The sequence below is a fragment of the Methanolinea mesophila genome, from assembly GCF_017873855.1.
GTDB classification, from domain to species: Archaea; Halobacteriota; Methanomicrobia; order Methanomicrobiales; family Methanospirillaceae; genus Methanolinea_B; species Methanolinea_B mesophila.
The window spans coordinates 675,158-699,499 of sequence record NZ_JAGGKR010000001.1; the positions used below are offsets into that span (position 1 = coordinate 675,158).

Annotated in this window: 23 protein-coding genes; 11 read left to right on the plus strand and 12 right to left on the minus strand. The window is 59.8% G+C overall.

Annotated features, from left to right (window positions below):
- The first annotated feature begins 161 nt into the window (after positions 1-161).
- A complete protein-coding gene (locus J2741_RS03135; RefSeq protein WP_209673588.1) occupies positions 162-311 on the plus strand; it encodes a DNA helicase PriA in 150 nt (49 codons plus the stop codon).
- 3 nt (positions 312-314) lie between these two features.
- On the opposite strand, the gene J2741_RS03140 is transcribed toward J2741_RS03135, so the two are convergent.
- Positions 315-581 carry a DUF1922 domain-containing protein gene (locus tag J2741_RS03140; protein WP_209673589.1) on the minus strand — a complete coding sequence of 89 codons (267 nt, stop codon included), beginning with the start codon at positions 579-581 and terminating at the stop codon, positions 315-317.
- Between the two features lie 112 nt (positions 582-693).
- On the opposite strand from J2741_RS03140, the gene J2741_RS03145 reads away from it, so the two are divergent.
- Together J2741_RS03145 and J2741_RS03150 are read left to right on the plus strand one after the other, a co-directional pair.
- A complete protein-coding gene (locus J2741_RS03145) occupies positions 694-1,461 on the plus strand; it encodes a coenzyme F420-0:L-glutamate ligase (protein ID WP_209673590.1) in 768 nt (255 codons plus the stop codon).
- A gap of 350 nt (positions 1,462-1,811) precedes the next feature.
- Positions 1,812-3,506 carry a PKD domain-containing protein gene (locus J2741_RS03150; protein ID WP_209673591.1) on the plus strand — a complete coding sequence of 565 codons (1,695 nt, stop codon included), beginning with the start codon at positions 1,812-1,814 and terminating at the stop codon, positions 3,504-3,506.
- 176 nt (positions 3,507-3,682) lie between these two features.
- Here J2741_RS03150 and J2741_RS03155 read toward each other — a convergent pair whose 3' ends face one another.
- Positions 3,683-3,841 (minus strand): preprotein translocase subunit Sec61beta, encoded by a 159-nt coding sequence (locus J2741_RS03155; protein WP_209673592.1) that lies wholly within the window; start codon positions 3,839-3,841, stop codon positions 3,683-3,685.
- A 34-nt stretch (positions 3,842-3,875) separates the two neighbouring features.
- Between J2741_RS03155 and J2741_RS03160 the strand changes: the two genes are divergently transcribed.
- From J2741_RS03160 to J2741_RS03195, 8 genes are all read left to right on the plus strand, one after another.
- Positions 3,876-4,928, plus strand: coding sequence for an amidohydrolase family protein (locus J2741_RS03160; RefSeq protein WP_342452212.1), 1,053 nt, complete (start codon positions 3,876-3,878; stop codon positions 4,926-4,928).
- Between the two features lie 38 nt (positions 4,929-4,966).
- Positions 4,967-5,395 carry a universal stress protein gene (locus J2741_RS03165; protein WP_209673593.1) on the plus strand — a complete coding sequence of 143 codons (429 nt, stop codon included), beginning with the start codon at positions 4,967-4,969 and terminating at the stop codon, positions 5,393-5,395.
- A gap of 5 nt (positions 5,396-5,400) precedes the next feature.
- Positions 5,401-6,252: a CBS domain-containing protein gene (locus J2741_RS03170; protein ID WP_209673594.1), complete on the plus strand. Its 852-nt coding sequence runs from the start codon at positions 5,401-5,403 to the stop codon at positions 6,250-6,252.
- Between the two features lie 86 nt (positions 6,253-6,338).
- Positions 6,339-6,980, plus strand: a complete 642-nt coding sequence (gene psmB, locus J2741_RS03175; RefSeq protein WP_209673595.1) for an archaeal proteasome endopeptidase complex subunit beta — start codon at positions 6,339-6,341, stop codon at positions 6,978-6,980.
- 21 nt (positions 6,981-7,001) lie between these two features.
- Complete coding sequence (locus tag J2741_RS03180) at positions 7,002-8,891, plus strand: beta-CASP ribonuclease aCPSF1 (protein ID WP_209673596.1); 1,890 nt, start codon at positions 7,002-7,004, stop codon at positions 8,889-8,891.
- Entirely contained in the window at positions 8,888-10,093 is a 1,206-nt protein-coding gene (locus J2741_RS03185; protein ID WP_209673597.1) for an MFS transporter, read from the plus strand. Before J2741_RS03180 ends, J2741_RS03185 begins: the two co-directional genes overlap by 4 nt.
- Positions 10,094-10,252: 159 nt before the next feature.
- Positions 10,253-11,905, plus strand: coding sequence for a Ppx/GppA phosphatase family protein (locus J2741_RS03190; RefSeq protein WP_209673598.1), 1,653 nt, complete (start codon positions 10,253-10,255; stop codon positions 11,903-11,905).
- Positions 11,906-12,059: 154 nt separating this feature from the next.
- Complete coding sequence (locus J2741_RS03195) at positions 12,060-12,473, plus strand: hypothetical protein (protein ID WP_209673599.1); 414 nt, start codon at positions 12,060-12,062, stop codon at positions 12,471-12,473.
- 13 nt (positions 12,474-12,486) lie between these two features.
- Here the strand turns inward: J2741_RS03195 and J2741_RS03200 are convergent, their stop codons facing one another.
- The 10 genes from J2741_RS03200 to ppk1 all read right to left on the minus strand — a co-directional run bounded on the left by J2741_RS03200 (position 12,487) and on the right by ppk1 (position 24,275).
- The gene (locus tag J2741_RS03200) at positions 12,487-13,314 is read right to left on the minus strand and encodes a metal ABC transporter permease (RefSeq protein WP_209673600.1); all 828 of its coding nucleotides are present in this window, start codon (positions 13,312-13,314) and stop codon (positions 12,487-12,489) included.
- A 100-nt stretch (positions 13,315-13,414) separates the two neighbouring features.
- Complete coding sequence (locus tag J2741_RS03205) at positions 13,415-14,191, minus strand: metal ABC transporter ATP-binding protein (RefSeq protein WP_209673601.1); 777 nt, start codon at positions 14,189-14,191, stop codon at positions 13,415-13,417.
- A complete protein-coding gene (locus tag J2741_RS03210; protein WP_342452214.1) occupies positions 14,188-15,069 on the minus strand; it encodes a metal ABC transporter solute-binding protein, Zn/Mn family in 882 nt (293 codons plus the stop codon). Before J2741_RS03210 ends, J2741_RS03205 begins: the two co-directional genes overlap by 4 nt.
- 81 nt (positions 15,070-15,150) lie before the next feature.
- Positions 15,151-15,576 (minus strand): metal-dependent transcriptional regulator, encoded by a 426-nt coding sequence (locus tag J2741_RS03215; protein WP_245249371.1) that lies wholly within the window; start codon positions 15,574-15,576, stop codon positions 15,151-15,153.
- 749 nt (positions 15,577-16,325) lie between these two features.
- Positions 16,326-18,470 carry a PEGA domain-containing protein gene (locus J2741_RS03220; RefSeq protein WP_209673603.1) on the minus strand — a complete coding sequence of 715 codons (2,145 nt, stop codon included), beginning with the start codon at positions 18,468-18,470 and terminating at the stop codon, positions 16,326-16,328.
- Between the two features lie 112 nt (positions 18,471-18,582).
- Positions 18,583-19,581 carry a Holliday junction branch migration DNA helicase RuvB gene (ruvB, locus tag J2741_RS03225; protein ID WP_209673604.1) on the minus strand — a complete coding sequence of 333 codons (999 nt, stop codon included), beginning with the start codon at positions 19,579-19,581 and terminating at the stop codon, positions 18,583-18,585.
- Between the two features lie 3 nt (positions 19,582-19,584).
- Positions 19,585-20,175 (minus strand): Holliday junction branch migration protein RuvA, encoded by a 591-nt coding sequence (gene ruvA, locus J2741_RS03230; protein ID WP_209675454.1) that lies wholly within the window; start codon positions 20,173-20,175, stop codon positions 19,585-19,587.
- Between the two features lie 17 nt (positions 20,176-20,192).
- Positions 20,193-20,666 carry a crossover junction endodeoxyribonuclease RuvC gene (gene ruvC / locus J2741_RS03235; RefSeq protein ID WP_209673605.1) on the minus strand — a complete coding sequence of 158 codons (474 nt, stop codon included), beginning with the start codon at positions 20,664-20,666 and terminating at the stop codon, positions 20,193-20,195.
- Positions 20,667-21,154: 488 nt separating this feature from the next.
- Complete coding sequence (locus J2741_RS03240) at positions 21,155-22,174, minus strand: CHAD domain-containing protein (RefSeq protein ID WP_209673606.1); 1,020 nt, start codon at positions 22,172-22,174, stop codon at positions 21,155-21,157.
- A complete protein-coding gene (gene ppk1, locus J2741_RS03245) occupies positions 22,158-24,275 on the minus strand; it encodes a polyphosphate kinase 1 (RefSeq protein WP_209673607.1) in 2,118 nt (705 codons plus the stop codon). Before ppk1 ends, J2741_RS03240 begins: the two co-directional genes overlap by 17 nt.
- Positions 24,276-24,342 lie beyond the last annotated feature (67 nt).

The window sequence follows — 24,342 nt, forward strand, 5'->3', positions numbered from 1 at the left end:
TGGACACCGGAGCGCCACATTTCCCGGGCGCCGTCCCGCGGGGAGCGTCCCGGCTGTACAGGGAGAAAACCGGGGACCGGGGCGGAGATGGACTCCCGGATCCCGGACTATGCAGCGGTTTCACAGAAAGCCTCATTACCCCGTATCGGAATATCCCTGATATGCTTCGGCACGAGTGCGGATACGAGCAGGATATCATCTGCCGGCGGTGCGGCAACTCCATGATCTACAATAAAAGACTGGGCCTCTACTGCCCGAAGTGCGGGCATGAAACGACCCTTCTCTGTCCGGGCTGCGGCAAGAAGTGGTAACGGCTATGCGCCGCTTCGCAGCCACTGCGCGTACTGTTTTCGCAGGGAATCGAGCTCTTCCCTGGTCAGGTCCTTCTTTTTCGTGCGGTGGAGGTGTTCCTCGAGCTGCGCCACCACGCTCTCGGCGACGCGATAGTCCTCCACCTCGAGATATACCGTGGCCCTGCGGACATCGATGGTCTCCCCGCAGTTCGCGCAGAGCTTCCACTGCTGGAAACGGTCCACATACGTGAATGTCCTGCACCCTCCGCAGCGGATAACCAGGTACATGAATATTTTGTGTTTTGAACCCCCGGGGGTATATATATTCCGCAGTCGTGGATAATAGTGCCCTGCCGCTGTTCCGCGCATTTTTTCCCGTTCCCAAACCAGATCTATCGGTATGAAACGTGCGCCGGAAAGCATCCGGGTCACAGGGGTCCCGGGACTGCCCCTCATCCGGGAAGGAGACGACCTCCCCGGCCTGATCCTCGCCCGGATCGACCTGGAAGACGGGGACATCATCTGCATCGCGTCGTCGGTCTACTCGAAGGCCAGGGGATATACCCGGAACCTCTCGGATATCGCGGTTTCGGGGAGGGCGTCAAGAATCGCGGGACGGACCGGCGAAGACCCCCGGTTCATCCAGGCGGTGCTCGATGCATCGCAGGAGGTGCTTCTCGAGTATCCGTTCGTCCTCTCGGAAGTATCCTGCGGGCATATCGGGGTCCGTGCCGGTGTCGACCAGAGCAATGTAGAGGACGACACGGTCATTCTCCTGCCCCCCGATCCGATGGCTGCGGCGCAGGATGTCCGGGACCGGGTGAAAGAACTCTCCGGGAAAGAGGTCCGCGTGATCATCACCGATACCTGCGGGAGGTCGTTTCGCAGGGGCCAGACCGGGCATGCCATCGGGTGGAGCGGGATGACCGCAATCCGGGACTTCCGGGGCGATACCGATCTCTTCGGCCATGTGCTGAAGATCACCGAGGAGGCGGTGGTCGACGAACTCGCGGGGATGGCCAATTTCGTAATGGGAGAGAGCCACGCGGGAATTCCGGTCGTAGTTATCCATGGATGCCCGGAATGGAAGGGCCATGACAACCTGTATTTCAATCCCGATGAGGACCTCTTTCGGAAGATGCTGACCGGGCAGGGAAGCGGGAAGTAGGCGGAGATAAAACTTCGCGCACTTTTTCACCTCGGTCAGGCGAAAAACCGTCGTTATCAAATCCGGAACGCCCAGACCGGAATCATCGTGAGGTATCTTATTGCAGGACCCAACAGGCATCCTCGCATAGAACACTGATAAAATCCATTTAAACACTTAGTTCCGCTAAATATCTTCATTTATTCCGGATAATTTTCCCATAGATACACCTATATAGAAATCCCCATATAGTAATTCCAATTACTCTTGGGCAGGAGAGAGGTCGTCCGGGATCCTGGTGCACACACCCGAATATCGCGGGCATGCGATTATGCCGCTCTTTCCTTTCAAGAGTATAAGGTGGCATATAAATGAGCAGAAATACTTACGGTTTTATCGCATTTCTGGCGATTCTCCTGTCATGTGCGGTGGCGCCCGCGATGGCAGCCGGCAGTTCTTCCACCCCGGTGCTCCCGCACGTCTTTTTCGGAACGGTTGCCGTCGATGGATTACCCGCTCCCGTGGGGACGGAGATCACTGCCGTGGTCCAGGGGGGCGGAGGTTCCATCGTGAGCGATGCAACAGGGTGGTACGGGTACAGGAGTCCGTTCGCGCAAAAACTAATCGTCCAGGGTGACATCCCGAGCGGTGCTCCTATCACGTTCTATGTCAACGGCGAACAGGCCGAATGTATCGCCGAGGGTACCGGGGGGAGCTGGCAGGGCACGTATCCCTTCACCCCGGGCGAGGTTACCGAGCTCGATCTCAGGGTAGGATGCGCCCCGCCGATCGCGGATTTTACTGCCGATCCGACCTCGGGCGATACACCCCTGACCGTACAATTCAATGACGCGTCCTTTGGAAACCCGACCGCGTGGTCGTGGACCTTCGGTGACGGCACCTCCTCGACGCTCCGGAACCCTGTCCATACCTACGCCGATGCGGGCAACTACGTGGTCAGCCTGAACGTCACGAATGACTGTGGATCGGACCCCATCACCAGGACAGGGTTTATCAGCGCCGTGTCGGACCCCCCGCCCGTTGCAGACTTTACTGCCAACACCACCTCGGGGACCGCCCCCCTGACCGTAGGATTCACCGACACCTCGCTCAACTTGCCTGCCGCCTGGTCCTGGACCTTCGGTGACGGGAGCTCCTCGACGCTCCGGAACCCCGTCCATACCTATGCCGCTCCCGGGAACTACACCGTCAGCCTGGAAGTCTCCAACGGCGACGGGTCGGACCGTATCACCAGGACAGGGTTCATCGCCGTAGATTCCAACCCTCCCCCGGTTGCAGACTTCACGGCCAACGTAACATCCGGGGCTGTACCCCTGACTATCAGGTTCACCGACACCTCGCTCAATTCGCCCACCGCCTGGTCCTGGACCTTCGGTGACGGGAGCTCCTCGACGCTTCGGAACCCCGTCCATACCTATGCCGCTCCCGGGAACTACACCGTCAGCCTGACCGCGAGCAACTCAGTCGGCAGCGTGACGGTCTCCAGGCCGGGGTACATCGTTGTCGTACAACCCCTATCGGACGCTGATTTCTCGGTATCACCCGTATCGGGCATCGTACCGCTGACGGTCTACTTCACCGATCTTTCGGGGGGACACCCTCTACGCTGGACATATAATTTCGGCGACGGGTTCACCTCGTCGTCAAAGAACCCCCGGCATACCTACCTCACGCCCGGAAATTACACCGTCACTCTGACGATCCTGAAGATAGAGGGCGGGAAGTTGGTGAAGAGCACCATAGAAAAACAAGAGGTCGTCAAAGCCGGTGGCGGGCAGGACTCCGGGTTCATTGCAAATTTCACGGCCGTGCCGATATCCGGACCGGCACCGTTGTCGGTCGCATTCACCGACTGTTCGACCGGAAACCCCCGGTTCTGGAAATACGACTTCGGTGACGGGTTGACCTCGACCTCACGCAATCCCGTGCACCGGTATAGAGCACCGGGCACCTATACCGTAACGCTCACCATCACGGAGATCCAGGGACGGAGTTTCCTGAAGAACTCCACCGTAATGAAAGACCTGATCACCGTTGGGCCCTGACAGGCTCCCGGGGATCAACGTACCTTTTTTAACGGGGGGCCTCATGCCTCCCGGGTGTGACGCGTAGTGCCAAAAAATACCGCTGATTTCTTCCGGGAGGTAGCAAAGCTCAACGTGACGCCTTTGAAATGTGAGCCAGAGCCGGGGCTGATAAATCATGCATAACGAAAAAAAGTTCAGTAGATAAGGTCCAGCACCAGGATAAAAATACCAATCGCCGCGGTAACCGCCACCACCGCTACCGGGTTCAGATGGACCGCACGCCGGTCGTCGCTGTCGTAATAATTGACCAGCCCGGCGGATGATATTAATCTCCCACCCTGTTTCTTTGCCATACAATCATATTTCTCGTTCGCCATATATAAAACGGTGTTCGTACTCATGGGTGACGGAGAAGAACTGGTCAGCGGAATGGCGCTTCTCGGACCGGAACTGGAAGTGCGCAGCGTGACCCTGGTGATACGGGACGGGATCATCGCCGCGGTCGAGGAGGAGACCTCCGGCGGAGGCCCGTGGATCTGTCCCGCGTTCTTCAATGCGCACACCCATCTGGGAGATACCGTCGCCATGGACCTCCCTTCCGGCGGGTCCCTCGAGGAACTCGTGACCCCCCCGGACGGCCTGAAGCACAGGATCCTTGCCGCAACTCCTCCCGGCCGTCTCGTCGAAGGAATGCGGGCGAGTATTTCCTACATGCAGGCATCGGGTACGGGAGGGTTCGCCGACTTCAGGGAGGGGGGGACTGCAGGGGTCGGGCAGCTTCGGACCGCCTCCGAAGGGTTCCCTGGCACGGTCTTCATCTTCGGAAGGGAGGGCGGGGAACGGGTCGCGGAAGGGCTCGGGATCTCGAGCGCCCGGGACGTCCCTGCACTCGAGGAGAAGGTGGCCGCCGCGAGGGCGGAAGGGAAAAAAGTTGCATTTCATGCCGGGGAGCGGGACGCCCTCGACATCGATGCCGCACTTTCCTACGAACCCGATCTCCTGGTCCATTGCACCCATGCCACCCCCGCCCAGGTCAGGGCGTGTGCGGACAGGGGCATCCCGATCGCCATATGCGCCAGGTCCAACTGGAAACTCGGGGTCACGAGGTCCGGGAGGAACCCTCCGATCGACCTCATGGAGAAGACGGGGTGTACCCTGATGCTCGGGACTGACAACGTCATGTTCGTCCAGCCTGACATGTGGCGGGAGATGGAGTTCGTATCCAGGATCTACGACCTCCCGCCGGAGAGAATCCTGTCTGCGGCCGTGCGCGGTTCCGCGTATTTCGACACCCCCTGGTACCTTGAAAAAGGCAACAAAGCGAGGTTTTTCCTGATCGATCCGACCCATTCGAATCTGCGCTTCTCCCGGGATATCTTTTCAACGCTCGTAAATCGGGCCGGTTTACATGATATTGTGAAAAAAGTTTTTTATTCGTAACTCAACATTATAAAGAAGACTGTTTTGGGAAGGTAAAAATGTTCACTCAGATACTCGTGGCAATAGACGGATCGAAAATAAGTGACCGGGCCCTGAAGATCGCGCTGGATGAGGCGAAGGTCTGGAATGCGACTGTCAATGTGATCTACGTGGTGGAGACCGGCCTCTTTTCATCACTCCCCATGGACAACACCTGGGAGATCATGTACAGCATGCTTGAGAAAGAGGGACAGGATGCGCTCGATGCCGCAAAGAACGAGGCTGAAAAGAGGCACATCACGCTGAACGCGGTGATGAAGCAGGGTCATGCAGGAAACGAGATCGTGAATGCTTCAGAGGAACTGGGTGCGGATCTGGTGATCGTCGGGTCACACGGGAGAAGCGAGGTCGATCGCATCCTCCTCGGCAGCGTGAGTTCTTTCGTGGTCTCCCATTGCGCGGTGAGCGTCATGGTGGTGAGATCATAACCGAAATGAAAGTCGCCGATTTTATGACCTCGGACGTGGTTGCAGTGGAGATACCGGGCAACCGCGATGATGTACTGAAGATTCTGAAGAGGACCGGGATATCGGGGGTTCCCGTCCTTAAGGACAAGGTACTGGTGGGAATTATCACCAGGAAAGATCTCCTCCGGAAGGCAGAAGAGACCCAGCTCGGCCTGCTCATGACAGTCGACCCGATCACCATCGAGGCCGACGCGACCATCTCCGATGCCGCCCGGTTAATGATAAAAAACAATATCAGGCGGCTTCCCGTCGTCGAGGACGATACTCTGATCGGCCTGGTCAGCGTGGCGGACCTCATCGCGGCCATCGCCCAGATGAAGATACGTGTGGAGATCAAGGGCCTGTACACCAGCCAGACCTTCGCGCTCTGGGAGGATACTCCGCTTCCCCTCGTGGGGAGGATCATGGAGATCTCGGGGTTCGAGGCGATACCGATCCTCGATGCGGACAGCAGGCTGCAGGGGATCATCTCGGAAGGCGACCTGATCCGGCACTCTTCCATAGAGGACACTGTCGAGGTCAGTGACTTCTCCAACGGCACCGACGACGACGAGTGGACCTGGGAGAGCATCAGGGATATGCATACCATCAGCTACGGCATCTCCAAGATCCAGCTGCCCAACAGGGCGGTAAAGACGGCAATGGTGACCAACGTGGTGGCCGTGCCCCAGAATGCCGAAGTGAGCGAGTGCGCCCTCAAGATGAAGCGTGCAAGAGTGGACCAGCTCCCGGTGGTGAACGGGGACAAGCGGCTGGTGTCGATGCTGTTCGACCGGGAACTGATCAGGGTCCTCTGCAGTGAAGAGGCGCAACAATAAAATTTAAATTTTCAAACTACATTGTATACCGTGAAGCGCTTTTCCAGATTTTCACAGCGTTTTCCATTATATTTTGGGGTGATTAAATGGAGGAACAGTATAAGGAACCCATGAAAGGGACCACCACTGTCGGGTTGATTTTCAAGGACGGTGTAGTCCTTGCTGCCGACAGGCGGGCTACCATGGGATATTTCATCGCCAGCAAGAATGCAAAGAAGATATACCAGATCGCGGACCGTATCGGAATGACCACCGCTGGTGGAGTGGGGGATGCCCAGCAGCTGGTGCGGGTCATGACCGTGGAATGCAGCCTCTACAATATGAGGAGGGGAAAATCCATGACCGTGGGGGCGGTATCGACACTCCTCTCCAATATCCTGAATAACAACAGGTATTACCCCTTCTACGTGCAGCTCCTGGTAGGGGGAATGGACGAGAGCGGCCCGCACCTCTTCTCGGTGGACGCGATGGGCGGTGCCACCAGGGAGGACGATGTCGTGGCGACCGGGTCGGGGTCCCCGACCGCGTACGGGATCCTCGAAGACCGGTACAAGCCGGGTATGAACGAAGAAGACGCGATAAGCCTGGGGGTACGTGCAGTCAGGGCGGCGATGAAGCGCGATGTCGCCACCGGGGAAGGTGTCCACGTGGCGGTCATCACAAAGGACTCCTACCGCGAGATCCCTGAAGAAGAACTGCAGAAAAAATTCGGCAAAATCCTCGCATAAAACTTTTTTAGGACGATTTTAATGCTCATTGAAGAACGACTGAAAGAACTAAAGGATAAGATCAACGATAAGATCCCTTCCGGGATCACCGTCTCGGACGTGGAGTTCGAGGGGCCTGAACTGGTCATCTATACCGACGACCCCAAGAGATTCGCCGACGAGGCGGACCTGATCAAGATCCTTGCCAGGGACCTCCGTAAAAGGATCGTCATACGCCCCAACGTCCTGGAGGACCCGGAAAAGGCAGTGAACGATATCCGGTCGGTAGTCGCGGAGAATGCAGGCATCACCGACATCTTTTTTGACCCCGACACGGGAGAGGTCCTGATCGAGGCCGAGAAGCCCGGAGTGGTCATCGGCAAGAACGGGACCACGCTCCGGGAGATTACCAAGCACATCGGGTGGACTCCCAAGGTGGTCCGCACCCCACCCATCGAGAGCGGGACGGTGAAACAGATCCGCCAGTACCTGCGGTCCGTAAACGAGGAACGAAAGACCTTCCTCCGGACCATAGGAAGGAGGATCCACCGTGACGTGATCTCCAAGGACCAGTGGGTCCGGGTCACCATGCTCGGTTGCTGCAGGGAGGTGGGAAGGGCGGCATTCCTCCTTTCCACGCCCGAGAGCAGGGTCCTGATAGACTGCGGGGAGAAGCCCGACAATACGAACAGCACTCCCTACCTCTACGTCCCTGAGATCCACCCCCTGACCCAGCTGGATGCGGTGGTGCTTACCCATGCCCACCTGGACCACTGTGCCCTCGTCCCCCTCCTCTACAAGTACGGGTACGACGGCCCGGTGTACAGCACACCTCCCACCCGCGACCTCTCGGCCATGCTCCAGCTTGACTACCTGGACGTAGTGAGCAAGGAAGACCGGAAGATCCCGTACAGCTCGAACGAGGTGAAGAATTACATCCGGCACTCCATCACCCTGAACTACGGGAGCGTCACCGATATCGCCCCGGACATCAAGCTCACCTTCCATAACGCCGGGCATATCCTGGGATCTGCGATCGCGCACTTCCACATAGGAGACGGGCTCTACAACATCGCGTTCACCGGCGATTTCAATTACAGCAGGAGCAGGCTGTTCAACCCGGCGACCAACAATTTCCCCCGCCTCGAGGCCCTTTTCATGGAGAGCACCTATGGGGGGAGCAACGACGTGCAGCCCGCCAGGGGCGACGCAGAGGAGAAACTCTACGAGACGGTCCAGAACGTGGTGAGCCGCGGCGGGAAGGTCATTATCCCGGCGTTTGCGGTGGGCCGTTCCCAGGAGGTCATGCTCGCCCTCGAAGAGGGGATGCGCAGGGAAAAGATCCCCAGGATGAAGATCTATCTCGACGGGATGATCCGGGAGGCCACGGCGATCCACACCACCTACCCGGAGTACCTGAACTCTGACCTGCGAAACCAGATCTTCAAGGAGGGCTTAAACCCGTTCCTGGCGGAATGTTTCGTCCCGGTCGATTCCTCGGACCTGAGGGGAAGGGTCATCGCAGGGGACCCCTGCGTGATCATCACCACCAGCGGGATGCTCAACGGCGGACCGGTCATGGAATACCTGAGCAACCTCGCGGCCGACGAAAGGAATGCGCTGGTATTCGTCGGATACCAGGCGGACGGGACGCTCGGGAGGAGGATCCAGAAAGGATGGCGCGAAGTGCCCCTCGGCCGTAGGGAGAGCATCGTGATCAACCTCGAGATCGTGACCATCGACGGGTTCTCGGGGCATTCGGACCGGAGACAGCTGATGAATTACGTGTCCCATATGCAGCCGAAACCCGAGAAGATCTTCACCATTCACGGCGACGAGAACAATACCATCGATCTCGCGAGCTCGATCTATAAACGCCACCATATCGAGACCCACTCCCCCCTGAACCTTGAGACGTACCGTATGATATGAAGTCCCGGATCCCGGTCTTCCTGGGTGTATTCACCGTAATGGCACTCTCCAACGCGATCGTGCCGGTCCTCCCCGGTCTCGCGGAGGGCACCGTTGCCCAGAGTGCACTCTACTCCTCGTATTTTTTCGGAGCGCTCATCCTCGTGCTCCCTGCAGGTATTCTCGCCGACCGGATCGGCGAACTGCCGCTGATCCGCGCAGGACTCCTGCTCACCACCCTCTCCGGGGTGCTGCTGCTCGCGAGCAGTTCCTCGTATATGCTCCTCTTCTCCCGCTTCGCCGAGGGGTTCGGTGCAGGACTCTTCGTGGCTTCCGGCCTGGCATTTCTGAATGCAAGGCCGGATGACGCCCGGGGGAGCGGCATATTTCTTGCCATGCTGAACGTGGGGCTGGTGGTCGGACTGATCGGGACAGGCTGGATCGTCGATATGACCGGAGACCGGTATGCCGGAGTGATGCTCTTCACCGTCTTATCCCTGCTTCCCCTGCTTGCGAGCATGCTGATGAAGCCCGACAGGGAAACATCCCGTCGCGGGGAGGCCGCCGCCGGATCCGGGCATTCCGGGACGGAAGGAAATCCGGGAGGAAAATCGGATCTTTCACGGAATACCCCGACGGAACCCGAGACTTTCCGGGAGATACTGGCCCGGTCAGGCCGGGTGATCCGCCAGTACTTCTGGCTTTGGGTCTCGGCGGTGATAATGATCGGGATTACCGGGGCCCTCACCGCGATCTACCCCCAGTTTTCCGGACTGTCCCCCGCCATCATAGGGCTCCAGATCGCCGCGATGAATGTCTCTACCGCAGTGGCGGTGCTGATAGTCCCCCGGGCGAACCTTCACCCCATCACCGCAATCCGGGTATCCGCCATTCTCATGGCGGGTGCGGTGCTGCTCTCCTTCTACACCCCCTGGGGCTTTATCCCCGTAGGCTTCCTGGCAGGGGTGGTGATGATAGGCCAGCTCACCTTCCTCTCCCGGGTGGAACCCCGGCAGGGAGCGGTCATGGGCCTGTTCAACGTGGCAAGTTACGGGGGTATGACCATTCTCCCGTTCATCGCCGGGGTTGTTGCACAGGAAGTATCATTCTTCGCCGCCTTTGCAACCTCGATGCTGTCCGCCCTTTTCATCGCGGCGACGATAGGACGATGCGGATGCAGCGATCCCGGGAAGAAAAGAGATGGCCGGAAAACCGGGGATTGACCCCGGGATCCGGATGCCGGTGCATGACGGTTCGTGCCGTTCCGTGGGCAGCCGGATACAATCTGATCTCTTTATGCCTGCACGGGTGAATGAGGTGTTCATAGAAATGCAGCCGCTTCGTGCAGGTTCTCCTCCTGAGTATTCCTTTGTGGTGAAACCATGAACCGTTCTCCGCAGATACCCCCGGAAGGGAGGGTGGTGACATTCATCGACCTGGGTACAAACTCCATCAGGGTCCTCGTGGTACGACTCTTTTCGAACTGTACCTCAACGGTCCTCTCCCGCCAGAAGGAGGTGATCCGTCTCGGGGAGGGCGAATTCGACACTTCTCTTATCTCCGAGGCGGCGATGGACCGTGCGGTCACGGTATGCCGGAGGTTCGTGGAGATGGCCCGTTCGTTCGGGACCGAAGAGTATCTCGCGGTGGCGACCTCGGCCACCAGGGAAGCGCGGAACCAGAACATTCTCCTCTCGCGCCTCCGGCACGAGTCGGGGCTGGACGTCAGGGTCATCTCCGGGAGGGAGGAAGCACGCCTTATCTATGAGGGAGTGGTCAGCGGAACCCATCTTGACGACCGCCTCGCCCTGCTCGTGGACGTCGGAGGGGGGAGCACCGAGATCGCGCTCGGGACCAGGTCCGGGTACCTTTACCTGGAAAGCCTGAAACTCGGGTCAATCCGGCTCACAAACCTCTTTTTCCCGGGAGGGACGGAGAAGAGCGTATCCCGGAAAGAATACGAGCGAATCCGGCAGCACGTGAAGAACGAGATGGTAAGGCCGGTCCAGGAACTACGAAAATACCAGATCGACCTCACCCTCGCCAGCTCGGGGACCGCACAGAACCTGGCGGAGATCGCGGCGCGTACCGCAGAAGGAACGAAAAACGGGCAGGGAACAGAAATTTCACGGTCGGAACTCTCGCGGGTGGCGAACCTTCTCTGCTCGCTGTCTCTGGATGACCGCCGGAAAGTCCCGGGTATCAATCCGGAGCGTGCCGACATCATCGTCTGCGGGGCCGCCATCCTCGAGACCCTGATGGAGGAACTGAAACTCGGGAGTATGCAGGTCACGAGCAGGGGCCTGCAGGACGGCCTCCTCACCGACTACCTCTCCCGGCTCGACGACTTCCCCCTTCTCGGGACGCTCACCGTAAGGGAGCGGAGCGTCCTCCAGCTGGGACGGTCCTGCGGGATCAACGAGCACCACGCCCGGGCCGTCGCCCGGCTCGCGCTTGACCTCTTCGATTCCGCCCGGGATACGGGGATCCACTCCCTGGGCGAGGAGGAGCGGGAACTTCTCCTGTATGCGACCTTCCTCCACGATATCGGGTCGTTCATCTCCTACAACAATCATCATGCGCATTCCTACTACCTTATCCGGAACGCCGAGCTCCTCGGATTCGACCAGAAAGAGATCTCGGTCATGGCCTACATCGCCCGGTTTCACCGGAAGAAGCCGCCGAAGAAGAAGGCCCTGGAGACGACCGAGCTTGGGAAGGGTACGAGGGCTACGGTGAAGATGCTCTCCCTTTTCCTGCGCATGGCAGAGAGCCTCGACCGGAGTCACGCAGGCCTGGTGCACCACGTGCGGTTCATGAAGGCAAACCGGAACAACGAGGTCCGGCTGGAGATCGCGGCCGTCGAAGACTGCCAGCTGGAGATCTGGGGGGTCGAGAACGAGGTCGAGAACTTCTCCCGGGTCTTCGGACGGCGGCTGGTTCCCGTTGTACGAAAGATCGACCTCGGGGAGCTGGCCGAGTGCGGTACGGCCCGGCCCGTCCCTCCCCTTCTCGATCATTCCGGGAAACAGTAACCGAATTCCCGGTCTGAGGCACTAAGGACCCGCGGAAAAGCAACCCACGACACCGGGGTGCCCGTTGATCTCCATTTTCATTCGCCGGCCGGAGTCCTTTAAAATGCATCGCCGGGTATATCTTGGAGGAACGTGACATCTATCCGAGCAGACAATGAAACATTCCCGTTATGCGCTTCTCCTGTTCTTCGGTTTTTTGAGCTGGCTTATTCCTTTCCTGGTCTCGATCCCGTTCTATTCGGTCCAGGGAACCCTTCTCGTCGACGTGTTCCTCTTCAAGAGCATCATGATCGTGGTCGGGTCCGTAGTCGGAACCCTCCTGATGGTGTGGCTCTTCCTCCGAATCAGGGAGGGCTATCTCATGGAAGGAATCCTGATCGGGTTCACCTGGCCGGTGATCAACTGGGTCATGGACGGGCTGATCCTCCTGCCAATGAGCGGGATGGACGTATCGGCGTACTTCGCCCAGATCGGGATCCGTTACCTGGTCATACCGGTTATCTCGGTCTCCATGGGATATGTGCTGGAAAAGTCCCCGGGATCCGGGTCAGCCTCGGGATCGGGGTGAAACCCGAAAATTTTTACCCGGACCGGGCATTGCGCCCGATCAGTCCCAGCCTTCGTTCTCCGAGGACCGCGAGGTATACCGCGACGCTCACCAGTATGATGGTCGCCCCGGAGGGAATGTCGAAAAGATACGAGAGCCATATCCCGGAGAAGGTGAAGATCATCCCCCCCGCCACGGCGATGACCATCATCCGCTTCATCTCGCCCGCGTATTCTCGGGCGATGGCGGCCGGAAGGGTAAGCAGGGCTATCACCAGGATTATTCCCACCACCCGGATGAGCATCACGACGGTGAGGGCGGTCAGGCACAGGAGGAGGAGCATCAGGGCGGTTACCGGGAGGTTCATCACCCGGGCGTACTCCTCGTCGAAGGTGACCGCAAGAAGCGGGGAATACACGATGATGACGGCGCCTATGATCACCATTGCAAGGACACCCATCAGGAGCAGGTCCCCCTGCGGCACGAGCAGGATATTCCCAAACAGGTAAGAGAACAGGTCGGGCGCGTACCCGGGGGTGAGGGATATGAAGAGGATACCGAGCGCCATCCCCGCCGCCCAGACGGCGCCGATGAGCGTATCGAGGTTCTGCACCGCCTTCTCCCGTAAAATCCCGATCCCGGTCGAGACCGCGAGGGCGAACCCCACCGCACCCAGGATCGGGTCGAACCCCAGGTAATATCCGAGGCCGATACCCCCGAATGCCGCATGGGAAATCCCCCCGGAGAGGGCCACCATCCGTTTCACCACCACGTAGGAACCGATGATGCCGCAGGCGATGCTTGCGAGCAGCCCTGCAAGAAGCGCGTTCCTGAAGAATTCGTAGCCGAGGATCTCGAACATTATTCATCACCTCCCCGATAAAGGGTGTACCGGAGGACCCGGCGGGGGACACCGGGGATGATCCGATCCGACGAACTCCTGCAACCGGCGATCGTGGGCATCACTCCTCATCTCCTTCGTGCGGGTGGTCCCTGAGCACCCGGTGGGGGACCCCGTGGGCGATCAGGTCCACCGGGCACCCGTACCCGAACGCGAGCATCTCATCGGTGATCTCCGCCCCCCCGTGGGTGAAGATACTATGATTGAGGCAGGCGATCCTGGTCACATGAGCGGGAAGGACCCCGATATCATGGGTCACCATCACCAGGGTCTTGGTCTTCCGGAGCACGTCCAGCAGGTCGAGGAACTGGAGTTCGGTAGGAGCGTCCACGTACACGGTCGGTTCGTCGAGGATGAGCAGGTCCGGGTCTCCCACCAGCGCCCTGGCGACGATCGCCCGCTGCTGCTCACCTCCCGACAACCTCCCGACCTGCTGCGAAGCAAGCCCGGAGAGTCCCAGGTCTTCCATCACCCGGTCGACTTCCTGCTCCTGATCAGGGCCGATCCTCCTGGATACCCCCCTCCCATGGCCCATGAGGCCCGAGCGGATCATCTCCCTCACCGTGATAGGGTAGGAGAAGTCGAAGGTCTTGAACTGGGGGACATACCCGATGAGTTCCCGTACCTCACGGGGAGGGCGGCCGAACACCGCAACGGCGCCGGTGTCGGGAGCGAGCAGACCGAGCATGATCCGGAGCAGCGTGGTCTTCCCCCCTCCGTTGGGCCCGATTATTGCATAGAAATCCCCGCGGTCCACCACCAGGTCCACGTGCGAGAGAATCTCCCTCCCGTTCTTTGAATACGAAACATCCCTGATCTCGATTGCCGGCTGACTCATGAAGTTGTGTCCTCCCCGGCAAATGCCGCCGCGACCCTGCGCATGTTCTCAAGGTATTCCTCCGAAAGGGGATCGACCAGCACGACCGTCCCGTTGATCTCTTCGGCAAGGACCTGGGCACCGCGGATCGAGAACTCGGGCTCGGCGAAGATGACCCGGATATTCTCCGTCTCGGCCAGGTTTACCAGGTACTCCAGTTCGCGTGCAGTAGGCTCTTTTCCTTCCTCGCCGATCGCCACCTGGGTAATCCCATAATCTCTCGTGAAATAGCCCCACGACGGGTGCGTAACCAGGATATCATGCACCCCGCTCCCGGCAAGGACCTGTCGGATCTGCCCGTCGGTCTCGTGGAGCCGGGAGATATAATCGTCGCTGTTTGCCCGGTACTCGTCTGCATGGGCAGGGTCGGCCTCTATGAGTGCGTCCCTGACGTGGGCGGTCATTATCTCCGCGTTCCTGAGCGAGAGCCAGATGTGGGGGTCCGGGGCTCCCCGTTCATCGGGATCGGTCCCTGCAAGCAGGGCGATCCCTTCCGAAGAATCGATCACCCTGATCCCGGGCTCGATCTCCCGGAGCCTGTCGACGAGGACGTCCTCGAAAGGAAGGAGGCCGGGGCCGACACGGAAGTAGAGCGTGCTGTCGCTCAGCCGGACGATCTCCCCGGCCGTGGGCTCGAACGTATGGGGATCCGCCCCCGGGGGGACCACGATCTGTACCGTCACGTGGTCGCCTCCCACTTCCCTCACCATCTCGGCCTGCGGAGGAAGGGTGACCGCGACCTTCAGGGGCTCCGCTCCGGTCACTCCGGCCGGCTGGGTGCACCCGGCGGCGAGGAGCGCACACACGACCAGCAGGAACACACATCCTGCGATTCCCACCGGCAGGTTCCTCCCCGGGGACCGCGCTTCCGGACCTCTCCCGGATATGTTTGGTACTCTCCCAAACATTCGGACCCCCATTCAGTCATCTCCCATGCACAGCGGCCCGTGGGTGATCTTCCCGCATATCCCGACGGTCGGATGGCCCATCGCCCGGCACATCTTGTCGATCGCCTCCCGCGAGGCATAGCACTCCATACGGGAGGCTTCCTGGCATGCCTCCTCGTCCGACAGCCCGTAATGGGAAAGGATGAGGCCCAGGATACGGTGGCGCCGGAGGATGAATTCCCCGTATTCCCTCCCGTACGGGGTGAGGACCACCCCGTGGTAGGGCTCACGGGCGATGAGCCCGATCTCCTCAAGTTCCTGGAGTGTTTTCGTGACCGTCGAGGGGTCGACCCCGAGCGCGGTGGCCAGCTCCGAGGTCTTTACCACGTCTCCTTTCCCGGCGATACACTTCAGGTACTCAACCTTTTTCGGGGTCAGCTCGAGCCCTGTGAATGCCATAATCCCATGAGTAGAGGTCGGGCGTGCTCAAAAATATTTTGGGTACAGTACCAAAAAAGCGCCGACGCAGGTGGATGGGTCGCAATGAAAGTGGGTGAAATTGATTCCTTCCGGACTCCGCCCGACGGCGGGCGTAACGCCCCCGGGATCGTCTCCTATTCTGTGCCGTAAATATCAACAAGATGGTTCCGCCGTCCCCGAAGAGCGCCCCGGCGGCGGTTCAGGGACTGTTCTCGTGAAATATTTTCAGGATAGCACTTCGCTATAATTTCAGCAGGGTCGGGTTCATCCGACGATTCAGGTTCTATCCCATTGGGGTTCGCCCAGCGGCAGGGGCGACAGCCCCTGGGAGCATCCTCCTATTCTGTGCCGTAAATATCAACAAGATGGTTCCGCCGCCCCCAAAGGGCGCCCCGGCGGCGGTTCAGGGACTATTCTAGTGAAATTCCTTTTCCATCCAACAGTATAAATTCTATCCCCATTGGGGTCGCCCAAACGGCAGCCCCGGCATGATATCTCCGATAAATGTTTAAACCTGGCTGATATCGCTGATACACAAAAAAAATCCTGACCTATGACAGTCAAGGCATATCCTGTAGGGGCGCCGCAGCGGCGGGGCGCAGCCCCTGGAGCGTCAAACAAAGAAAAGTAAGACCTCTTTGATAATCCTGGCAGGATATTTTTCAAAGGGTAATTATGAGTTCGCATTACGTGATGGAGGCGGAAGAATCCAACAAATCGAAAATAAACTATATTTTGAATACTTTCGACCCGAATGCGAGATCGTAAGGGAACAGGGGGATCATGGTGACGTAGACCTCGACCGTCTGGCCCGCCGAAGGATACTGTTTCAGGGAGCCCTTATACGGCTTGTATCCTTCCGCATCGATCTGGAGGTTCCGGTAGGGTGTGCCGGTCACGTATACCGGGACCGTGAGATTGCCTCCGTTGATGCGCCCCATGACGATTCCGTCCATCAGGACCGAGGCGTTCTCGACATTGCAATACACGGTATAGTATCCCACATCCCCTCCGACAGGTCGCGGATACACCGTAATGCAGTCGGGGACCGCGAGCGTGTCATTCACGGTACCGTTCCACACGGTGAGATTCACGCCGTACGTCCCCGGCTCGCCGAATACATGGACCGGGCGCTTCTCCGTGGAATTTTCCCCGTCACCGAACTCCCAGAGCCGCCGTTCCGCACCCTGCGAGAGGTCGGAAAACTCTACCGCGAGGGGGGCCGGTCCCTCGGTGATGTTCGACGAGAAATTCGCTTCAACCGTGGGAAGCACGGGCAAGACCTCGATTTCCAGTTCCGGGCTCTGGTTGGTCACACCCTGCCCGCAGGATATCACCAGCGAGACCGAGTAGTTCCCGGGTTCCCCGTAGGTATGGACCACAGACTGGCCCGTGGAGACCGATCCGTCCCCGAACCGCCAGTTCCACGCCCTGATCTCGGGCCCGCCTGCCGCCTCAAAAGCCACGGTGAGCGGGGCCGCGCCGCCGGTGGTATTCGCATTAAATTCAGCGACGGGGACGAATTCCTCGTCCGGCCCGGCCGGGACCGGGGTCATCTCCCCGTCCGGCTGCCGCTCCGCCGGGATGGGAACGAAACGGACATTGATGCGGTGATCTGCCTGTAGGTCGCGAAGGGTATACTCCGCGACCGGGCCCACGGAATCGCCATCGAGAAGGACGTCATCAACCCGGCTCCCTGTCCCCGGAGCGATCACGAGGGTGAGATCGCCGCCTTCAACCACCTGCACGTTGCCATCCGGGCTCACGTCTCCCTCGCCCTCGGTCGATATCGAAACGGTGTACAGGGGCAGGGGGAGAAGAGATATCGCCGCCGGTCGGCGGGCCTCGTTCGCGACCACGCGCACTTCGCCATGGTAGGGCTGGTACCCGGGACAGGTCAGTTCGACGGGATACACGCCCTCGTCCAGGGATACCATCAGGGGTGTTGCCCCGTAATATACACCGTTAAGGCGGATTTCCGCCCCCCGGGGGACGGAATCGATGGTGATCGTCCCGGTCACGGAGACCGGGGTGAGACCGATGCCGGTGATCCTTGTCACCTCCCCTGCCTTCACCCGGACTACTCCGTACACCAGGTCAACGAAACCCTCCTTGGAGAGCGTGAGCGCATGGTCCCCGGTGGAGATATGGTCCAGAAGGAGGGGAGTCGTTCCCGCGGACTCGCCGTCGAGGTAAATCACTGCCCCCTGCGGGATTGAATCGATGTACAGACCGCCCTCTGTGAGTGTAGGGATGGTTGTGGGCGGTATCGTGTACCGGGCCTGATCGGCAGATTCGTATTCCGAGGCGGAATCCTCGGTTGGGGCAGGTGTGGGAGTCGGGAAGGTGACGAACGGGACGACTCCTCCGGGAATGTCGTTTGCGGGGGTCTTTCCGACCCCGGACCCGACCTTCACCGTTCCGTCTGCGGCGGTGGCAGTGTACACCGCACCGGCATCGTCCTTCATCCTGTTGACGGTCACTTTAAGCCGGGTGGTCCCGTCGGCAATTCCCCGCAGGGTGATCGTGGCCAGGACCACGTTCCTGTCTCCCTGCCGGATCTTGTTCCCGGAATCGGCCCCTTTAAGCGTCAGGGTCGCTGTCGGAGTTTTTCCCCTTGAGTTCAGCCCGGCCCAGGACGGGAACTGGATACCGGTGATCTCCGCAACGCCCGGGTCCTCGATCGTTACGGTGATATCGTACTCCGAGAGCCCCCGGCTCACGGTGTCCATGGCAAGGGTACAACTCGCCGATTCCCCAGGTGCAGGAATGGTGCAGTCCCCGCCCCGGACCACACCCTCCCCCGAGCCGGACGCACACCCGACCAGCACGATCATGCATACGAGGAATAGTGCCAGATATCGATTCCACATACACTGTGTCCTTCCCTGAACGGATCAGGTCAAATTATTCTCTATTTTCAATAATAACCTTATGAGTTTATAACTTTTCCCCAAAAAAACGTCAAATAAGAGAGAAAATAGTTCAGCCGAACCACTGCCGGTGGAAGTGTCCCGATGCCGCAGGAGTCGTTTCCCTCCCCTGGGGGGTCCTCTTCAGAAAGCCGATCTGGATCAGGTAGGGTTCGTACACCTCCTCGATGGTCCTCGTGTCCTCTCCCACGGAGATCGCGATGGTCTTCAACCCCACCGGGCCGCCGGAGAAGTCATCCATGATAACGTGCAGGATCCTCCTGTCCACCTCGTCGAGTCCCAGATGATCGATCCCGAGGAGGTGTAAAGCCTGGTCGGCGGTCTCGCGGTCGATGGTCCCGTTCCCCTTTACCAGGGCAAAGTCTTCCACCCTTCGAAGCAGCCGGTTCGCGATCCGGGGCGTCCCCCTGGACCTTTTCGCGATCTCGGCGGACCCGTCGGGGGTGATGGTAATCCCCATCAGGCCGGCGCTCCTCCTGACGATAGCCGCGAGGTCTTCGGCACCGTAGAGGTTCAGCCTCGCGACCATGCCGAACCGGTCGCGGAACGGCGAACCGAGGAGCCCTATCCTGGTAGTGGCACCGATGAGGGTGAACCGCTCGAGGGTGAGCTTGATCGACCGGGCGCTTGGACCTTCCCCGATCATCACGTCGATCTCGAAGTCCTCCATGGCCGGGTAGAGCAGCTCCTCGATCACCACGTGGAGCCGGTGGATCTCGTCGATGAAGAGCACGTCCCCGCGGTTGAGCGTGGTCAGGATCGCCGCGAGGTCCCCGGGCTTTTCGAGGACCGGCCCGCTGGTGCTCTGGATCTCGACTCCCATCTCGTGGGCGACGAGGTTGGCGAGCGTGGTCTTTCCAAGACCCGGCGGACCTGAGAAGAGGATGTGGTCGAGCGGCTCTCCCCGCATCTTCGCCGCACCGATCGCGATCTTCAGGCTCTCCTTGAGCGTGTCCTGCCCGATGAACTGGTCGAACGTGGGGGGGCGGATGGTGCCCTCAAAACTCTCCTCCCCTTCCTGGTCCCCGGACACGATCCTCGCCTTATCCATCGCTCACCGCTCTTTCAGCACCGACAGGGCCGCTTTGATCACCGTCTGCACCGGAAGGTCGCGACCGCCGGAAAGGGCGCTCTCCACCGCGGCGTACGACTCCTTCTCCCCGAATCCCAGGGCAATCAGCGCACTCACCGCATCGTGCCGCACCTGCTGGGCGGGAACGGGGGCTCCGGCGGGCACCCCGGCCTTCTTCTGCATCCGGTCTTTCAGCTCGAGGATAAGCCTTTTGGCGTTCTTCTGGCCGATTCCCGGGACCCGGGTGAGCACTTTCTCGTCATCCCCCAGCACGGCCGCGGTAAAGTCGGGGATGCTCACCCTTGAAAGGATGTTCATCGCCAGCGCGGGGCCCACCCGGTTCACCCCGATCAACATCCGGAACATCTCCAGCGTGCTCTGGTGCAGGAAGCCGTAGAGGAACAGGCCGTCTTCCCTTACCACCAGGTGGGTGAGGACGGTGACCTCTTCCTTTCTCCGGGAGACCTCCTCGAGTTCGGGTGCAGGCATGGCGACGTGGAACCCAATCCCGCCGACCCGGATGATCGCATAACCTTCCCCCGTCCTCACCACTTCACCGTTCAGCTGTGCGATCGTATCCCTTCACCTCCCTACCTCAACACGTGGATATGGCACAGGGCCACAGAGAGTCCGTCGGCGACGTCGTCGGGCTTCGGGATTTCTGAAAGGCCGAGCAGCCGCCGTATCATCTCCTGCATCTGCAGCTTGTCCGCCTTCCCCGAGCCCGTGATCGCCATCTTCACCTGGGTGGGGGTATATTCGCTCACCGGCACGCCCCGTTGCTGTGCGGCGAGGATGATCACTCCCCGCACCTCGGAGACCCCCATCGCCGAGGTGACGTTCCGGGAGAAGAAGAGCTTCTCGATGGCCAGGTGCGAAGGTCGGTACCGATCGAGGAGATCCCCGACCCGGAGATGGATCGTCTCCAGTCGTTCCGCAGGGGTCATGGTCTTCGCGGAAGTCACGATGGAATCATAATCGAGGGGCACTACCCGGTTACCGTTCTTTTCAAGGACGCCGTACCCCGTAATCGCCAGCCCCGGGTCTATACCCATCACGATCATCTGGCGGTCACTTCCCGGTGGATTCCCATTCAGGGAGAAATAGGGGCTCTCTCCTCTTATACCTTCAGAGGGGAGGGCGAAACTGCACCGTTCGCGAGGGGGCGGGACACGTTCATTCCCGTTCTGGAGCCGGATCGCGGTAACGGACTACACATACCCGGCCTGTTACAGGATCAGCTATCGAACTACATATCCCGGCCTGTTCCAGGATCACAGTATGGAACTTCAAATTCCCGTCAAGGTACAGGTTCAGCTAGCGAACTACACATCCTGGCCTGTTCCAGGATCACAGTATGGAACTTCAAATTCCCGTCAAGGTACAGGTTCAGCTAGCGAACTACACATCCTGGCCTGTTCCAGGACCACGGTATGGAACTACACCGGGTCATCGAAAGGGAGTCCCCGGAGGTCATAGGGAGGAATTATTTCAATATTTTGTTCCACTCACCCAGTACAACTCCTCCGGGTAACCTGCAGGTGATTCGTCGTTATCTTTCCGGGAATCGTGAAAGAACGACAGGTATCTCTTCCAGGACCCGTTCGAGCCGGATACTCTTCCAGTACGCAACGAATTCTTCATAGAGTTTCTGTCGTTCACGCTTCCTGTTCTCCAGAAGATACGCGATACCGGTGCCGGGGTATTCAGGGAAATCCGGCAGGAGGGCCCGATCTCCCGTCCGGTTTCCTTCCTTCTCCATGAATTCCGGAAGGGTGGAGATCCACACGTCGCAGTCATGGATCCCCCCCAGGAGCTCCTGGACGCGTTTCACGCCACGGATTGACTCCCTGAGGCCGGTCCCGTAGAGCGGGGCGAATATCTCCAGGGTATACCGCAGTTGTTTCGCGGCGATGCGCATCCTGTGCTGCTCTTCGACCGCATCCTCGACGAAGACCCAGGGTTCGAACGCGAGCAGCACCCCGAGGTGCCGGGTGATCTCGCGGTACGCCGTGGAGTAGATATTTTTCTTTTTTCCACCCCTCTTCCCGATAGTTTCCCCCGGAGTCGCGAAGCGGTCCTCCATCTCCCCGATCACGCGGGACTCTTCCAGCTCGTCGAGCCGGCGGCATACTTCGGGCTGGAGGGCATCTCTTTCGGCCTGCAGGGTCTCGATCAGCCGGTCGAGCCCTGAACCCCGGTGACTCGCCGTCTCCGTTGACCCGCCTCTTCCGGGAGAACTCTCCGCCTGTTCGTGACCTTTACGGAACTGCATGAGAAATTCGATCTGTACGTCGAGATCCCGCGCCCTTCCGAGCGCCCTGGTGACCCGCCGCACCTCGGAAAACCATCGTTTGTACTTTTTCTCCGGGATGCACGGGGAAAAAAGTGGGAGTGCGGCCCGCAAACGCCGGGAGGCGACCCTCATGCGGTGGACCGGTTCGATATCCGCACCCTCTCTCACCCCCGCGATCTCGCCTGAGAATGCGGGAAGCAGCCGAAGAAGGTATTGTTCCCCGTAGGTACAGAACCCGGGCCTCTTTCCCGCCCGCCGGTCAGACGCCGCGCTCATCCTGCCAGGACCCCCGGTGTTGTATGCACCACTTCTGCGCATTGCATGCCGTTTCCCCGGGTCCGGTCTCCACACGGACGTACGTTCCGTCAGGAAGGAGCCTCCGGGCCTTAGTGGTATCCCTGAGGTGCACGGGAATGAGGGTATCCGCGATCGCCCGCCGTATGTGGGGGTCTTCAACCGGGAAGAGCACCTCCACTCTCCGGTCGAGGTTCCTCGGCATGAGGTCGGCGCTCCCCAGGAAGACCTCTTCATCGCCGCCGTTCCTGAAGTAATAGACCCTGGCGTGCTCCAGGAACCTCCCCACGATGCTGGTGACCGTAATGTTCTCGGAGACCCCGGGGATGCCCGGGCGGAGGCAGCAGATTCCTCTCACCTGGAGCACCACCCGCACCCCTTCACAGGAGGCCCGGTAGAGGGCCATGATGCATTCCCGGTCGACCAGGGCGTTCATCTTGAAGACGATGCACCCGTCCCCGCTGCTCCGGTGGCGGAGGATCTCCCTCTCGATCCTCGCGATGATCTCGCTTCGTATGGTCAGCGGCGCCACCAGGAGTTTCCGGTATTTCCTGATCCTGGCGCACCCGGTGAGAGAGTTGAAGAGGTCCGCGACGTCCGCCCCGATCACCGGGTCCGTGGAAAAGAGCCCCAGGTCGGTATAGACCCTGGCGCTGGAGGCATTGTAGTTGCCGGTGCCCATGTGCATATAGCGGACGATTCCCTGCTTCTCCCGGCGCACCACCATACACACTTTTGCGTGGACCTTCAGGCCCACCAGCCCGTAGACCACGTGCACACCGGCCCGTTCGAGCGCCCGGGCCCAGCCGATATTGTTTTCCTCGTCAAAGCGCGCTTTCAGTTCGATAAGAGCTGCCACGGCTTTCCCGTTCTCCCTCGCTTCGAGAAGCGCATCGACAATCGGGGAGTTCGGGCCGACCCGGTAGAGAGTTATCTTGATCGCGAGCACGTCCTCGTCCCTCGCCGCCTGGCGGAGGAAGGCGATCACCGGGGAGAAGCTCTCGTAGGGATGGAAGAGGAGCAGGTCCTTTCCCCGTAACCCGGAAAAGATCCGGTCTTCCTGTTCCACCGCCGCAGGAACGGAAGGAGTGAAGGGAACGTCCTTTAAGTCCGGCCGGTCGATCGAGAGGAGGGCCATCAGGTCGGCCATACCCAGGGGGGCACGCTGCCGGTAAAAACAGGACTGGGAGATCCCGAGCATCTTCGCCATCATGGCACAGATGGGCCCGGGCATATCGGGGGTGACCTCCACCCTCACCGGGGAGCCGACCCTCCGGAGTTCGACGCTCTCCTCGACCGCGGTGAGAAGATCAGAGGCTTCGTCCTCCTCGATCTCCAGGTCCGCATCACGGGTGACCCTGAAAGGATACGATGCCACCACCTCGAGACCGGGGAAGAGCAGGTCGAGATTCGCGGATATGAGATCTTCTAAGAATATCCTGGTCTCCCGGCCCCCCCGTTCGTCCGCGCCGGGTACTTTCATCAGACGGGAGAAGAGGCTGGCGGGGATTTTGACTCTCGCAAAGTGCTCCTCCCCGGTCTCATTGTCCCGCACCACGGCCGCGAGGTTGAGGGAGAGGTTCGAGATGAAGGGAAACGGGTGACTCTTGTCGAAGGCAAGCGGGGTAAGGACCGGGAATATCTCCCGGATAAAATAGTCCCTCATCGCCATCTTTCCGATGGAATCGAGGTCGTGATAGAGGCATATACGGATGCCTGCCTCCCCGAGGGCGGGGACCAGGTCGTCTTTCCAGAGAACCGACTGCTGTTCGAGGAGTGGCGCAAGAGTCTCCTTGACCGCCTCGAGCTGCCGCGACGGGCTCATCCCGTCCGGGGGGAGCTCCCGGACCCCCCTCTCCACCTGCCGCTGGAGACCGGAGACCCGGATCATGAAGAACTCGTCGAGGTTATTGGAAAAAATGGCCAGGAACTTGACCCGTTCGAGGAGCGGGTGCGAGGTGTCCTTCGCCTCTTCGAGTACATGGCGGTTGAACTCGATCCAGGAGAGTTCGCGGTTGATGAACAATGCAGGAGACTCTTCGAGAGCACCGGTGCGTTGTTCCGGAGGAGGTCCGTTCGGCATGGCCCGACACTTCACCCTGACCCCTGATCTTCCGGGGTTTCTCATAACAATACGAATCCGGAGAATT